Annotated in this window: 12 protein-coding genes; 2 read left to right on the top strand and 10 right to left on the bottom strand. The window is 70.8% G+C overall.

The window, feature by feature from the left end; translation table 11 throughout:
• Positions 1-158: 158 nt before the first annotated feature.
• From RF647_RS03535 to RF647_RS03515, 5 genes are all read right to left on the bottom strand, one after another.
• Complete coding sequence (locus RF647_RS03535) at positions 159-428, bottom strand: hypothetical protein (protein ID WP_368810536.1); 270 nt, start codon at positions 426-428, stop codon at positions 159-161.
• A gap of 1,847 nt (positions 429-2,275) precedes the next feature.
• Positions 2,276-2,683, bottom strand: coding sequence for a VOC family protein (locus RF647_RS03530; protein ID WP_368810535.1), 408 nt, complete (start codon positions 2,681-2,683; stop codon positions 2,276-2,278).
• The gene (locus RF647_RS03525; protein ID WP_109222818.1) at positions 2,680-2,973 is read right to left on the bottom strand and encodes a helix-turn-helix transcriptional regulator; all 294 of its coding nucleotides are present in this window, start codon (positions 2,971-2,973) and stop codon (positions 2,680-2,682) included. The genes RF647_RS03530 and RF647_RS03525 overlap by 4 nt, the downstream gene beginning before the upstream one ends.
• Positions 2,974-3,005: 32 nt before the next feature.
• Complete coding sequence (locus RF647_RS03520) at positions 3,006-3,848, bottom strand: class I SAM-dependent methyltransferase (RefSeq protein ID WP_368810534.1); 843 nt, start codon at positions 3,846-3,848, stop codon at positions 3,006-3,008.
• A gap of 173 nt (positions 3,849-4,021) precedes the next feature.
• The gene (locus tag RF647_RS03515; RefSeq protein WP_368810533.1) at positions 4,022-5,674 is read right to left on the bottom strand and encodes a LuxR C-terminal-related transcriptional regulator; all 1,653 of its coding nucleotides are present in this window, start codon (positions 5,672-5,674) and stop codon (positions 4,022-4,024) included.
• Positions 5,675-5,776: 102 nt separating this feature from the next.
• On the opposite strand from RF647_RS03515, the gene RF647_RS03510 reads away from it, so the two are divergent.
• Positions 5,777-6,169, top strand: coding sequence for a helix-turn-helix domain-containing protein (locus tag RF647_RS03510; protein ID WP_368810532.1), 393 nt, complete (start codon positions 5,777-5,779; stop codon positions 6,167-6,169).
• A gap of 25 nt (positions 6,170-6,194) precedes the next feature.
• On the opposite strand, the gene RF647_RS03505 is transcribed toward RF647_RS03510, so the two are convergent.
• Together RF647_RS03505 and RF647_RS03500 are read right to left on the bottom strand one after the other, a co-directional pair.
• Positions 6,195-6,797 carry a ClpP family protease gene (locus tag RF647_RS03505; RefSeq protein WP_368810531.1) on the bottom strand — a complete coding sequence of 201 codons (603 nt, stop codon included), beginning with the start codon at positions 6,795-6,797 and terminating at the stop codon, positions 6,195-6,197.
• Positions 6,794-7,414 (bottom strand): ClpP family protease, encoded by a 621-nt coding sequence (locus RF647_RS03500; protein WP_017832348.1) that lies wholly within the window; start codon positions 7,412-7,414, stop codon positions 6,794-6,796. Before RF647_RS03500 ends, RF647_RS03505 begins: the two co-directional genes overlap by 4 nt.
• 197 nt (positions 7,415-7,611) lie before the next feature.
• On the opposite strand from RF647_RS03500, the gene RF647_RS03495 reads away from it, so the two are divergent.
• Complete coding sequence (locus RF647_RS03495) at positions 7,612-10,008, top strand: ATP-binding cassette domain-containing protein (protein ID WP_368810530.1); 2,397 nt, start codon at positions 7,612-7,614, stop codon at positions 10,006-10,008.
• Between the two features lie 22 nt (positions 10,009-10,030).
• Here the strand turns inward: RF647_RS03495 and RF647_RS03490 are convergent, their stop codons facing one another.
• The 3 genes from RF647_RS03490 to RF647_RS03480 form a co-directional block, all read right to left on the bottom strand.
• Positions 10,031-11,005 (bottom strand): glycoside hydrolase family 26 protein, encoded by a 975-nt coding sequence (locus RF647_RS03490; RefSeq protein WP_368810529.1) that lies wholly within the window; start codon positions 11,003-11,005, stop codon positions 10,031-10,033.
• Between the two features lie 89 nt (positions 11,006-11,094).
• Positions 11,095-13,047 carry a glycosyltransferase gene (locus tag RF647_RS03485; protein ID WP_368810528.1) on the bottom strand — a complete coding sequence of 651 codons (1,953 nt, stop codon included), beginning with the start codon at positions 13,045-13,047 and terminating at the stop codon, positions 11,095-11,097.
• Between the two features lie 64 nt (positions 13,048-13,111).
• Positions 13,112-13,972 carry a hypothetical protein gene (locus RF647_RS03480; protein WP_368810527.1) on the bottom strand — a complete coding sequence of 287 codons (861 nt, stop codon included), beginning with the start codon at positions 13,970-13,972 and terminating at the stop codon, positions 13,112-13,114.
• Positions 13,973-14,086 lie beyond the last annotated feature (114 nt).

The raw sequence follows: 14,086 nt of genomic DNA, 5'->3' as shown, positions 1-14,086 counted from the left end.
ATCAGCCAGTCCACGGTGGTCGCTGAATGCCCATCGCGGCCAGGACCTGGCCGCCGTGCCGGAGGACGTGGTGTGCCCGGGGGCGAGAAGGAAGCGCCCGGACCAGCGTGCCGGGACCAGAAGGCGCCTGCGCCGATCCGCGGCAAGGATGCCCGGACTCAGGGGGTCCCGGTGAGGCGGAGGAGGGCGGTGTGCACCGCCTGGGCCTTCGGGGTCCTCATCGCCTTCAGGTGCGCGCAGATCTGCTGGAGGGTCTGCGGGTCCAGGTGGTGACCTTCGGCGCTGTCCCGGCACACCGTCCAGTCCACCGCGGCCGCGTAGCGGTCACTGATCACCGGCTCGTGGAGAGGGCAGTAGTGATGCAGCGGTGCCGTGGTCAGTTCCGGAAAGGTCGCCGCCGTCCAGGCCACCGCCGGAAGGACGGTCACGGCCTCCTGACCGCACCCACTCACCGCACAGGCCATCCCCGATGTCATGGCGCTACTGTGCCGGGACGAACCGGCCCACCGGTAGGGGTCCGTGCATCTTCATGCGTTTATGAAGCCAGTCACCCCCGCCCAACGCGGAGGAGAAGACCGTCCTCGCCTCCAGCGGTGACCGCCGGAACGGGTGCTCGCCTTTGGCCCTCTGCGAGACATAGCCACAGCTTCTGAGCCAGAACTGATGGTGGAGCGCCAAGGAGCTAGCGCCGTCGCCGCTCAACAAGCAGCACGCGTTGGCGTTGCTCTTGGTGGTGGCGGCTGAAGTTCACAACCCGAATACACAAGGGGAACCCGCGGCTTGGCCTGTGGCTTGTACGGCACTAAGGCCCGAGACCCAGGAAAGCCTCCACCGACCTGGATAATCATCGTCACGGTCAGGCACGGCATGTCCCTGGACGACGAACTGTACGCCGCTCACACCGCATTCGGCGAAGGAGTCCGGATCGCAGTGGTCTCCGACAGTGGCCACTCCGGAACGGTGACAAGGATCGGACCGCCGCAGCCATCCGGCGCCACCGCACCAGCGGCGGCTCTGCTGTCCCCAGCGCCATTGGCGCACGCACTCGCGCCATGCCCCCGGCGGTGGCCCAACGTGACTTCACCAATCGCCGTGAGATGTACGCACCGGTGAGCGAGGGGCCGGCCACTGATCCCGACAGCATCGGGGCGTGCGTGGTCCTCATATCCGGTTGCCAGGGCAACCAGCTGTCCTTGGACGGCACCTACAACGATTTGTCCACAGCGACCCTGCTCATCGTCTGGAACGGCGGGCTCTTCCGCGGCAGCTATCACCGGCTGCGCAACCACGTCAGCGCCGCATGCCGGAGTCCCAGACACCGGACTTCCACGTGGTCGGCACCCGTGACCGGGAGTTCATCGATGGCAAGCCGTTGACCATTAACCATGGCTGACGTGGCGTCGGTCATGGCGTGTGCGCGGGAACATGAGGCGCGTGCTGTCGAGCCCGTGCTGTCAATTTCGACTAGGGTGCCTGTCCTGTCAAGGCCTACGAGCATCAGGTCCAGCACCAGCCGGTGTAGGACCCGGCGTCGAACCCGGTTGCGCACGACGATCGGCCGGCGATCCAGACCGCCGACAGCGCACGAGACGTCTGGCAGCCGGTCTCCGGCTTGCCACGGGTCATTAGAGGCAGCTGGTGACCGAGGATTGCAAGCCTGGGCCCCACTCACACAGATTGGAGGGTTGCCGACCCCCGATCCTGGCCACATCTGGTCCTGGTTCCAGGACCTGCCCGGTCCGGTGTCGGTGGCCTACCAGGCCGGCCGGACCGGCTTCGGGCTGGCCAGAGCCTTGGACGCCCACGGCATCCAGTGCGTGGTCTCGGCCCCCTCGAAGCTGCACCCGGCCGGCGAGGCGGGCGCCCCGCGCGGTCTCGAGACGGTCCTCCGGCGAGTAGGCGTCCACGACCCAGCCTTCGGCCTTCCGCCGCGGTGTCGCCCGGCAACCCAGGTCCGCGTCGATCTCGGTGGCGAAGGCACGCAGTTCCTCCAACTCATCTGCGTTGACCTCCACATGGATCAGCGGGGCAGATCGGGATCGTGGCTCATGACATCCTCTTCACCAGCGTGGGGAGGATCGCTTCCGTCGCCTGCACTGTGGCCGGACAGCACCGAGAGGCGAGGGACGCGATGAACTCGCCCCGCATCCGGCGCCGCGCCTGCGTCGCCGTCAAAGACGTCCACTCACCAGGGCCTGACTACAGCGCTATCGATTCGCCTCGAACCTGTGGGACAAGCTTCCGTCCCCAAGGACGGTCGAGTCACAAACCTCGCTCACTGCCCAGCGGTTTCCGGGTCGTTCAGGTGGGCGATCTGGATGAGGTTGCCGCAGGTGTCGTCGAGCACTGCGGTGGTGACCGGGCCCATCGCGGTCGGCTCCTGCACGAAGCGCACGCCCAGGGCGGTGAGCCGCTCGTACTCGGCGTGCACGTCCTCGACCCCGAAGCTGTTGAACGGGATGCCGTCGGCCACCAGTGCGTCCTTGAACGGGTGGACGGCCGGGTGCTCGGAGGGCTCGAGCAGCAGCTGCACCCCGTCCGGGGCCTGCGGCGAGACGACCGTCAGCCACCGGTAGGGACCGGTCGGCACGTCGACCTTGAGCTGGAAGCCGAGCTTGTCGGTGTAGAACTCCAGGGCTTTCTGCTGGTCGTCCACGAAGACGGAGGCGTAGGTGATGATCACGGCGTGTCCTTCGGCGGGGGCGGCAGGGAGTCCATCCACTGCCGCGCGTCGGTGAGCGGGGAGGTGTCCAGGTGGTGCACCGTGGTGCGCCCCTGGACGGTGGAGGTCACCAGGCCGGCCTCGCGCAGCACGGCCAGGTGCTTGGTCACGGCCTGCCGGGTCATGGCCAGGCCGTGGTCGTTGATGAGCCGCACGGTGAGCTCGAAGAGGCTCTGGTCATCCCGCGCGGCGAGCTCCTCGAGGAGGATCCGGCGCGCGGGATGGGCCAGGGCCTGGAACACGATGTCCACGCCCCCAGAGTAGGCAACCTATTGGTTGCCAGTCAAGATCGCGGCCGGGTGCCGACCGCCACCAGGTACTCGATCTCGAACCGTGCCTGGTCGGCGGTGCCCCGGTTCCACTCGTCGCAGAGCTGGTCGAGCGCCGCGTCGAACTCCGCGGCACGCCCCTCGCGCTCGGCGTTCTTCCGCACGGCGATGGTGGGGCCGTAGTTGGCCTTGAAGTGCTCGCCGAAGTCGCGGGGCCGCTCGAACGCGGTGACCTCGAGGACGTCCCGGCCCACTGTGTGGAAGTCCACCCGTCCGCCGAAGAGCCCCCGCAGGTGCTCCTCGCTCCCCCACAGCGGCGGGGGCTGCACGCCCGGCGGCGGGGTGGGGGCGAAGGGCTTCATCGTGCGGAACAGCTCGCCCACCAGTCCTGCGGGTGTCCAGCTCAGGAGGGCGAGGGTCCCGCCGGGGCGGGTCACGCGCACCAGCTCGTCGGCCGTCTGCTGGTGGTGGGGGGCGAACATGGCGCCGATCGAGGACATCACCACGTCGTAGGAGGCGTCCTCGAACGGTAGGTGCTCGGCGTCGGCTTCGACCCACTCCAGGTCGAGTCCGGCGGCCGCGGCGCGCCGCCTGCCGTCGTCGAGCAGCTCGGGGGTGAGGTCGCCGGCGGTGACGCGGGCGCCCGTGGTGGCCGCGGCGAGGGAGGCGTTGCCGTTGCCGGCGCCGACGTCGAGGACGCGCTGGCCGGCGGTGATGCCGGCCGCCCCGACCAGGCGCGGGCCCAGCGGGAGCAGGAACGTCTCCACCATGGTCGGGTAGTCGCCCGAGGCCCAGATGGCGCGGTGCTTGGCCTCGAGCTCGTGGTCCGCGATCCGGGGGCTGATGGTCTGGCTCATGACGGGGTCTCCTGGTCGAGGGAACGGGCGCCTCGGGTCGAGGTCTGCTGCTGGGGTGTTGTGAAGCTGTGTCATGCGTTCCAGCATCCGCCGATCGACAGGTCGGAACATCGGGAGAACTCCCTATTCGTTCCCTATCCCTCCCCTTCGCCTGTCCCTGTGCTCCTGCCCGCTTACGCCTGTCCCCTGTTCACCGCGTGCGCGGCCGCCTCGGCGCGGTTGTGGACACCGAGTTTCATCAGGATCCTGCTCACGTGGTGTCCGGCGGTCTTCTCGCTGATGCTCAGGGCTCTCGCGATCCGCGCGTTGGACATTCCGAGGGCGATCAGGTCCAGCACCTCGTGCTCGCGCGAGGTCAGTTCTCCCCCGTTCCGCGGCCGGGGGCCCGTACCGCCCCCGAGCTCGCGCAGGAGCCGGGCCGCGGCGTCCAGCTCCCGGGACGCCCCCAGGTCGCGGAAGACGGTCTGGGCGGCCAGCACCTCCTCCCGCGCCAGGTCGGGCGATGCGGCCATGATCGACCGGGCGAGTTCGAGCCGGGCCGCCCCGGCGTCCAGCGGCATCGCCAGCGCACCGAAGGCGCGCAGTGCTCGTCGGGCGTGCTCGGCGGCCGCCGCCCGGTCGCCGGTGGCCAGGGCGACCCGGGCCGCGGCGAGATCGGCGCGGGCCGAGCCGAGCCGCATCCCGGACTCCCCGGCGATGCGGTGCAGGTTCGCGGTGGCGGCCTCGGCGGCCCCGAGGTCCCCGGCTGCCAGGGTGGCGTCGACGAGGGCGGCCAGCAGCTGCGTGGTGCGCACCGCGTGCCCCTCCGTCTCGGACAGCCCGCGCTCGAGCAGGGAGACCGCCACCCGCGGTCGCCCCTCGGCGACGTGGAGCAGGGCCAGGGCGCGCAATGAGGACGGGTGCTCCTCCCGTCCGGACAGCAGCTGCTCCGCCTCGCGCAGGCGGCCCTGGTGGATCCGCAGCTCGGCCAGGGTGGCGAGCGCCGGGACGCTGAGCTCCGGGATCGCCCGGGCGTGGGAGGCGAGGGCGGACTCCAGCGCCTCCTCGGCCTCGGTCCAGTGACCCGTGGCGACCAGCACGTCGGCGTGCACGGTCCGGCAGACCCCCAGCAGGGGCGCCGCCCGGTGGGTCTGCGCGAAGTTCTCGACGTGCTCGCACCACTCCCTGGCCCGCTCCCACTCCTCCGCCTCGGCGCAGGCCATGACCAGGTGGCAGTAGGCCGAGCCCATGGTGTGGATGTTGCGGATCCTGCCGGCCGTGGCCGCGACCATGGCCTCCTCGAGCAGGCGCAGGCCCGGCTCCCGGTGGCCGGCGGTGAGCTCCGCCTGGCCGAGCAGGCTCAGCGCGAGGATCTCGAGGTCCTCGGCGCCGGTCTCCCGGCCGATGCGGTGGGCCTGCTCCGCCTGGGCCGCCTGCTCCTCGACGGACGCGGCCTGCTGGGCCCGCCCGACCGCCACCCACCCGTGCCCCTCGCTCATGGGGGTGCCGTCGATGATCCGCTCGGCCCGGGCCAGCCAGCCCCGCGCCGCGGACGGCCGCCCGGACAGCTGGTGCTGCTCGGACACCCAGACCGCCACCCGGGCGGCGTCGCCGAACCGGCGCTGCGTGATGTATCCGCTGACGGCCCGTTCGCGGCACGCGATGCCCTGCGCCACCTGGCCCTCGAACCACAGGGCGAGACCCAGGCCTTCGGCGGCCACCGCCTCGCCGGGGGATCCGCCGCCGTCCAGGACGTGCTCGAAGGCCAGGCGCGCGCCGACCCAGTCGCCGTGCTCGAGCGCCTCCGTGCCCTCGTGGAGGTGGTCGCCCACCTGCGGCGAATCCATGTGAGCAGTATCCCACCGCGCCCGCCGCGTGGACAGGACACCGTGCTCCGCTCACAGCAGACGACCCGCCCGTCGGCGCCCGTACGGACCTAGCATGGGTCCATGAAGGACGTGATCCGCCCCACATCCGCCTCGTCGCCGGCCCACCTTCCGGCACCCGCGCCGCGGGAGCGTGCCGCGCCGCGAGCGCCCGTGGACCCGCTGTGGCGGTCCGTGCTGGGGATGTTCCTGCGCCGCCACCGCCTGGCGCAGGGGCTGACGCTGGCGCAGGTGGCCCGCGTCTCCGGGGTCTCCACGCAGTACCTCTCCGAGATCGAGCGCGGGGTGAAGGACCCCTCCTCGGAGATCATCGCCGCGGTGGTCGGTGCCCTGGGACTGAACCTCGTCGATCTCACCGAGGGGACCACCGGGGTGCTGCTCGACAGCGCCCCGGCCGCCCGGGCCGTCCCGGGCGGGCCGGTCTGCCTGGCCGGGCCGGTGGCCCTGGCCGTCTGAGCGCCCTCCCCTGGTCCCGCCCGGTTCACCGAACCCGGACCTCCCGCGGGGTCACGACCCGGTCGGCCACCCCGTAGCGCACCGCCTCCTCGGCGGTGAGCACGAGGTCCCGGTCCGTGTCCTCGCGAATCTGCTCCGGGGTGCGCCCGGTGTGCCGGGCGAGCACCTGCTCCAGCTGCTCCCGGGTGCGGGCGATCTCCTCGGCCTCGAGGATGAGGTCCGGGATGGTGCCCTGGCCCTGCGCGGCCGGCTGGTGCAGCACCACCCGGGCGTGGGGCAGCACCGAGCGGCGCCCCGGGGCGCCGGCCGCCAGCAGCACCGCCGCGGCCGAGGCCGCCTGGCCCACGCAGGTGGTCTCCACGGGCGCGGCCACGTGCTGCATGGCGTCGTAGACGGCGAGCATCGCCGTGGTGGAACCGCCCGGGGAGTTGACGTAGAAGCCGATCGGCTGATCCGAGCCGTAGGAGTCCAGGTAGAGCAGCTGGGCGATCAGGACGTTGGCGACCCCGTCGTCGATCTCGGTGCCGAGGTAGACGATCCGCTCCGCCAGCAGCCGGCTGAAGACGTCCATGCTGCGCTCGCCGTTCGGGGTGCGTTCGACGACGTAGGGCACCGGGTAGCTGCTCACGACCCCACCCCCGCCGCGGCGGTGGTGGCGGAGCGGGGCCGTACGTCGTCGAGCCCGGCGATGACCCGGTCCACGAACCCGTAGGCGAGGGCCTCCTCGGCGGTGAACCAGCGGTCCCGCTGGGAGTCGGCCACGATCCGCTCGAGCGGCTGCCCGGTGTGCTCGGCAATGAGCCCGAGCACGGTGTCCCGGGTGTGGCGCAGGTCCTCGGCCTGGATGGCGATGTCCACGGCGGTGCCGCCGATCCCGGCCGAGCCCTGGTGCAGCAGGATCCGGGCGTGCGGCAGGGCGCTGCGCTTGCCCGGGGTGCCGGCCGAGAGCAGGAACTGCCCGGCGCTGCAGGCCAGCCCCATGGCGAGGGTGGACACGTCGTTGGGGATGATCCGCATGACGTCCATGATCGCGAGCATGGCCGGAACGGAGCCGCCCGGGGAGTTGATCCAGAGGCTGATGTCCCGCCGCGGGTCCTGGGCGGAGAGCAGCAGCAGCTGCGTGCACAGCCGGTTGCCGGTGGCCTGGTCCAGCTCGGCGCCCAGCACGATGATGCGCTGCTCCAGCAGCCGGGAGGCGAGCTCGTCGTCGATCGGAGTCCGGGGTGGTGCGGTGGTGGTGTTCATGGGCCCAGCGTGGACCCGGGCGAATCGGAGCGGAACCCGTTTCTGCTGTGCGCGGCTCCGCCCTGAGCGGCTCTGCTGTCGGCTGCGCTGAATCCTCGAGCGGTGGGCGGGCCGGACGTAAGCTCGGAACCGGTCGAATCGAACCGGGCGGCGTCGTCGGGAGTCCTGATGACGGCGCCCCCAGGGATGGAGACACGATGAGCACACCCCCGAAACAGGACCCGCAGTCCCCCGCGCCGCACGTGGCGGACAGCCACGACCTGATCCGCGTCCAGGGCGCCCGCGAGAACAACCTCCGGGACATCAGCGTGGAGCTCCCCAAGCGCCGGCTGACGGTGTTCACCGGGATCTCCGGGTCCGGCAAGAGCTCGCTGGTGTTCGGCACGATCGCCGCGGAGTCGCAGCGGCTGATCAACGAGACCTACGGCACCTTCGTGCAGGGCTTCATGCCCACGCAGGCCCGGCCCGACGTCGACGTCCTCGACGGGCTCACCACCGCGATCATCGTGGACCAGGAGCGGATGGGCGCCAACGTCCGCTCCACGGTCGGCACCGCCACCGATGCGGACGCGATGCTGCGGATCCTCTTCAGCCGGCTCGGGCAGCCGCACATCGGCACGGCGAAGGCGTTCTCCTTCAACGTCGCCTCGATCAGCGGCGCGGGCGCGGTGACCATGGAGCGCGGCGGCAAGACCGTCAAGGAACGGCGCAGCTTCTCCATCACCGGCGGCATGTGCCCGCGCTGCGAGGGCATGGGTCAGGTCAACGACTTCGACCTCACCCAGCTCTACGACGCCTCCAAGTCCCTCAACGAGGGCGCGCTCACGATTCCCGGCTACAGCGCGGACGGCTGGTACGGCCGGATCTACGGCGGCTCCGGCTTCCTCGACCCGGACAAGCCGATCCGCGACTACACCGAGACCGAGCTGCACGACCTGCTCCACAAGGAGCCGACCAAGATCAAGGTCGACAACATCAACCTCACCTACGAGGGCCTGATCCCCCGGATGCAGAAGTCCTTCCTGTCCAAGGACGTGGCCGCCCTGCAGCCGCACATCCGCGCCTTCGTGGAGCGGGCCGTGACGTTCACCGCCTGCCCCGAGTGCGGCGGCACCCGGCTCAGCGCGGCCGCCCGGTCCTCAACGATCCGGGGGATCAACATCGCCGAGGCCTGCGCGATGCAGATCAGCGACCTCGCCGCGTGGGTGCGGGAGCTGGACGAGCCGTCCGTGGCGCCGCTGCTCACCGTGCTGGGCGAGACCCTCGACTCCTTCGTGGAGATCGGGCTGGGCTACCTCTCGCTCAACCGGTCCTCGGGCACGCTCTCCGGCGGCGAGTCCCAGCGCACCAAGATGATCCGCCACCTCGGCTCCTCGCTCACCGACGTCACCTACGTCTTCGACGAGCCGACCATCGGGCTGCACCTGCACGACATCCAGCGCATGAACAACCTCCTGCTGCGGCTGCGGCTGCGGGACAAGGGCAACACGGTGCTGGTCGTGGAGCACAAGCCGGAGACCATCGCGATCGCCGACCACGTGGTCGACCTCGGCCCCGGCGCCGGCACGGCCGGCGGCACCGTCTGCTACGAGGGCACCGTGGCGGGGCTGCGCGCCGGCGGCACCCTCACCGGCCGGCACCTGGACGACCGCGCCGCCCTGAAGACCTCCGTGCGCACCCCCTCCGGAGTGCTGGAGGTGCGCGGCGCCGACACCCACAACCTGCGGTCCGTCGACGTCGACATCCCGCTCGGCGTGCTCACGGTGCTGACCGGGGTGGCCGGCTCCGGCAAGAGCTCGCTGATCACCGGCTCGGTGCTCGGCCGTGAGGACGTGATCTCGATCGACCAGGGCGCCATCCGCGGCTCCCGCCGCAGCAACCCGGCCACCTACACGGGACTGCTGGACCCCATCCGCAAGGCCTTCGCCAAGGCCAACGGGGTGAAGCCGGCGCTGTTCAGCGCCAACTCGGAGGGCGCCTGCCCGGCCTGCAACGGCGCGGGCGTCATCTACACCGACTTAGGTGTGATGGCCGGGGTGGCCACCACCTGCGAAGAGTGCGAGGGCAGGCGGTTCCAGGCCGCGGTCCTCGAGTACAACCTGGGCGGGCGCAACATCGCCGACGTGCTCGCGATGCCGGTCCAGGAGGCCGAGGAGTTCTTCGGCGCCGGCGACGCCCGCACCCCGGCCGCCCACGCCATCCTGCACCGGCTCGCCGACGTGGGACTGGGCTACCTCAGCCTCGGCCAGCCGCTCACCACGCTCTCCGGCGGCGAGCGCCAGCGGCTCAAGCTGGCCACCCACCTGGGCAAGAAGGGCGGCGTCTACGTCCTCGACGAGCCGACCACGGGTCTGCACCTCGCCGACGTGCAGCAGCTACTCGGGCTGCTCGACCGGCTGGTCGACTCCGGCAAGTCGGTGATCGTCATCGAGCACCACCAGGCGGTCATGGCCCACGCGGACCGGATCATCGACCTCGGCCCCGGTGCCGGCCACGACGGCGGCCGAATCGTGTTCGAGGGCACCCCCGCCGAGCTCGTCGCCGCCCGCTCCACCCTCACGGGCGAGCACCTCGCGGCCTACGTGGGAGCCTGAGCGGGTTTTCCCTCCGCGCGTCTCAGCGCAGCTGCGCCACAGCGTGGCGATAGGCGGTCTCGGCGGCAGACGAGGAGTTCACCCTCCAGTCGCGCTCCTTGCGCTCCTGGAACCAGATGACGCCGCGCACGTCCCCCTGTCGGGTCAGGTAGTCGAAGAGCTGGGTGATCCAGTCGGCCTTGGCGTGCCCGGCCCCGTGCCCCTCCGCCGACGCCGTCTCCGTCACCATGATCGGCAACCGGGTTCCCAGGCTGCGCAGGACCTCGAGGCCGGGGCCGAAGAGCTCCGCGGGCGGAGTCCAGGACAGCGGAGGATTCGGGAGCCCCCAGTTGTAGCCGTCGATGCCCAGGACGTCCACCACGTCCGCGCCGGGAAAGTAGTCGGCGAGCTGCGCGCCCTCCGTGCCGGCGCCGGGGGCCGGGACGTTGGGCGCCCAGCACCAGCGGACATTGGCGGCACCGGCCGCGGCGAACCGGTCGTGCACGTGGCGCCAGGCCCGGACGTACTGATCGGCGGTGTTGCCCTGCACGCCCGCCCCCCACGGGTACCAGGCGCCGTTCATCTCGTGCGCGAACCGCAGGACGACCTCGTGGCCCCACGAGGCCAGGGCTCCTGCCCAGGTGCTGATGCGGTGGTCGTGATCCCCGGCGAGCAACCGGGTCAGGGCGAAAGCCGGTTGCCGGGAGGCGCTCGCGGGTGCAGTGTCTGCGCCCGGGGCGTACCAGGGTTCCCAGGTGAGGACGGGGGTCGCCCCCTGGGCCCGCACGGCCTCGAGGTCGCCCAGCGGCGGGGTTTCGTGGGTCCAGTCCCGGAACAGCAGCATCCACTGTGGTGCTGCGCCGATCATGGTGCTGAAGGCCGGTCCGTCCTGTGGCCCGTGGGGCAGGAAGACGCCGTGCTCCAGCGAGCGGGTGCGGTGATGGGGAGGAAAGGTTTCGATCGTGGTCCTCTCGGTGCAGGCGGTCACCAGGGCCGCCGTAGCGGCAGCGATGAGCACGGAGCGTCGGTCCGGAGGGCTCGCATGGTGCCCGACCCCGGGCAGACCCTGTCGGCGCGGCCCGGCCCTGCCCAGGGTTCCAGGCGACATCAGTGAGCCTCGGTCGGCGCGGGTTCCTCCTCCGGGACGAACCCCTCGTAGCGCACCGCCTTGATCAGCACGCTCAGCACCACGAGATCGAACACCACCCAGGCGACGTTGACGAGGGTGCCGAGCGGCTCGTTCAACCCCACCGCCAGGCGGACGGAGCCGACGACCGCCGCCGCGGCGAGCAGGCCCATGGCGATCAGCTGGGGCCGGATCAGGTGCCAGTCCCGGCTGTTGCCCTCCTTCACCTTCGGGGTGACGGCGAACCCGAGCGGGCGGCCGAACCACACGTTGCGCGCGGCCGTGGTGCACGCCTTGATCCAGGTGGGGAACAAGGCCAGGCTGTACTGCTGTCCCCGCCAGGTCTTCGCCCCTCGACCGGCCACCGCGAACAGCACCTGGTTGACGATCATGAAGGGGACGAACCGGATAAAGAAGTCCGTGCTGAGACTGGTGACGGGCAGGACGCCGAACAGGAGGTAGATGATGGGCGCCGCGATGTAGACCACCGCGGCGAAGCCGGACAGGTAGCTCCACATGGTGGCGAAGTACATCAGGCGCTGGGTCCACTTCAGGCCCCGCTTGGACAGCGGGTTCTCCCGCAGCAGCACCTGGATGGTGCCTTGCGCCCAGCGCAGACGCTGGGTGAGCATGGTCTTGAGGTCCTCCGGGGCCAGACCCAGCGCCAGGATTTCGTGGTGGTAGACGCTGCGCCACCCCAGGGCGTGCATCCGCATGGCGGTTGCCATGTCCTCGGTCACCGAGATCGTCGCCAGCGGCATCACCGGTTGCGCCTCGTCGCCGCGCTCCACGGAGATGGCGTCGAGCACCGCCTGCACGGACTCCAGCGCCCCCAGCGGCGACCACTCCCGGGCGGAGAGCTGCGCGACCGCTGCCTCCACCTCCTCCGGGGTCAGGTGTTCATGGCCGGCGTCCAGGCCCATCGCGGAGATCTCCGCCAGGTCCGCCTGCAACGCGGAGAAGTCCGCGGCGACGAGCTCCTGGACGGCGTCGTCGACCGTGCGGCGCAGCTCGTAGGTGATCTCGCTGAAGGACCGCCCGGCCTTGAGGTCCGTGCCGGCCGTCCGTGTGGCCTGCTCCACCTCGTCGAGCAGCCGGGCGACCACCGGGTCGGCCCCCTGCGCGGACCGGCGCGCCCGGCGCACCGCCGCGCGCGAGCCCTTGAGCGCGCTGCGGATGTTGCGCTCGACCTCCTCCACGTAGCCGACCAGGCCCAGCTGCATCAGCGCCTCCCGGCGCAGGATCGCGTTGGAGCCGCAGAAGAAGGCCGCGTTCCAGCCGTCCTTGCCCTGCTGGAGCGGACCGTAGAACAGGGGTGCCTGACTGCCCAGCGGATCGTCGTCGGGGACGTTGACGAAGTACTGCGGGGTCTGGACCAGGGCGACCTTGCGGTTGTTGAAGTACCCGAGGGTCCGGTCCAGGATCTCGGGCTCCGGGATCTGGTCGGCGTCGAGGATGAGCATGAACTCGCCCTGGGTGAGCATCAGGGCGTTGTTGAGGTTGCCGGCCTTCGCATGGCGGGGTCGGTTCTTCCACTCCGCGCTGCGGGTGAGGTAACCGATGCCGTGGGCCTCGGCCAGCTCCCGCAGCTCCTCGCGCGCCCCGTCGTCGAGGATCCACGTGGCGTGGGGGTACCGGATGCGCTGGGCGGCGAGCGCAGTGTCCATGACCATGTCCAGCGGCTCGTTGTAGGTGGTGATGAAGACGTCCACGGTCAGTCCCGGCGGGGCCTCCGGGGGCGTGCGCTCCTTGAGCCGCCACATCGTCAGACCGAACAGCATCACGTCGATCAGGCTGTAGGTCTCGGCCAGCACCAGCGGCACCGCGATCCACCACGCCGACCAGTTCAGCGACTCCATCCACCGCCAGCCCACGTAGTTCACTCCGAGGATGACGGTCAGCAGAACCAGCAGACGGATCCAGAAACGGTGCACATCATCTCCCTGTCGGTGGCCTGGGGCCGAGGTCTCACCCGCCCGTGCGCGTCCAGCATAGTTGTCAGGACAGGGGAAGCTGGTGACCGTCCGGGCCCTCGTGGACGTACCGAAGATCGGCCGGGTCCGGCCACTGGTCGATGAGCTCTTCGACAACGTTGATCGCGTTCTCATCCTCGAGGTAGGCCTCGTCGGCGAAGTCGATGGCCAGGTGGGACAGCTTGCCCTCCAGGAGCTGAAGACTGATCTGCAGCTGCGTGCCATCAGGTGTCTGGTACCGGGCCCGGACAGGGTAGGTCTGGTGGTGGGGCACCACGCGCACCACGTCTTCGGGCACCTGGAACTCCACGATGGTGGAGAACTCCTCGACGCCGTCGTCGAAAAAGGACTCCTGCGCGACCGTCAGCTGCCCCAGCAGCACCGGAGCACTGGCGGTATCGGTGGCCTGCAGGATTCCGTGGACCACCTCGCGCACCGCAGGGGTGAGTGCACGGGTGCGCACCGACCCCTCCCCCACCTTCAGAGCCTGGGCATCAGCGCGGGCCCCGGCACGGTCGACGGCGTAGCCCACCAGGACACTGGCCACCGAGACTGCGGCCAGCCACCGCCGCGGGTGGCACACCCCGGCCGTCTCCAGCCGGCGTACGATTCGGGCATCCAGGCTCTCGGAGGCATCGGAGAGGGCCAGCACCGCTGCCCCGGCGGCCACACCGGCCACCACATTGGCCGGCACCAGCGCGGTCCGGTCGGTGGTGACCCCCGCCCACCACGCCGTGGTCGCCGCCACCCCCGCCCGGTAGACCCGACGACGCACCAGATTCAATCGGGACGGATCGATCAGACTCAACGCGCCGAAGGCGGCAGCCGAGGTCGCGCCGAACACCGGGGAGACCGGATCAGTGAACCAGGTGGGTGCAAGATGCATGGGGTTGTCCTTTCGAATCCGTCACGGGACTCTTCCCAGTCTTTGTTGACCAGGTCCTGACCGGGGGCCGGTCCTGCGCGAAGCATGGTGCGTACCCGGTCCCTCGACCGGCTC

The sequence above is a fragment of the Kocuria sp. CPCC 205263 genome, assembly GCF_040981075.1.
Taxonomy (GTDB): Bacteria; Actinomycetota; Actinomycetes; order Actinomycetales; family Micrococcaceae; genus Kocuria; species Kocuria rosea.
The sequence above is the reverse complement of the archived record's forward strand: the minus strand, read 5'-3'. Positions and strand labels throughout refer to the sequence as shown.

What these genes read in the sequence shown, in the direction of transcription:
- RF647_RS03480 (WP_368810527.1), bottom strand. Translation starts at nt 13,972, where the DNA reads ATGCATCTTGCACCCACCTGGTTCACTGATCCGGTCTCCCCGGTGTTC.
- RF647_RS03510 (WP_368810532.1), top strand. Translation starts at nt 5,777, where the DNA reads ATGAAGGACGTGATCCGCCCCACATCCGCCTCGTCGCCGGCCCACCTT.
- RF647_RS03520 (WP_368810534.1), bottom strand. Translation starts at nt 3,848, where the DNA reads ATGAGCCAGACCATCAGCCCCCGGATCGCGGACCACGAGCTCGAGGCC.
- RF647_RS03500 (WP_017832348.1), bottom strand. Translation starts at nt 7,414, where the DNA reads ATGAACACCACCACCGCACCACCCCGGACTCCGATCGACGACGAGCTC.
- RF647_RS03515 (WP_368810533.1), bottom strand. Translation starts at nt 5,674, where the DNA reads ATGGATTCGCCGCAGGTGGGCGACCACCTCCACGAGGGCACGGAGGCG.
- RF647_RS03495 (WP_368810530.1), top strand. Translation starts at nt 7,612, where the DNA reads ATGAGCACACCCCCGAAACAGGACCCGCAGTCCCCCGCGCCGCACGTG.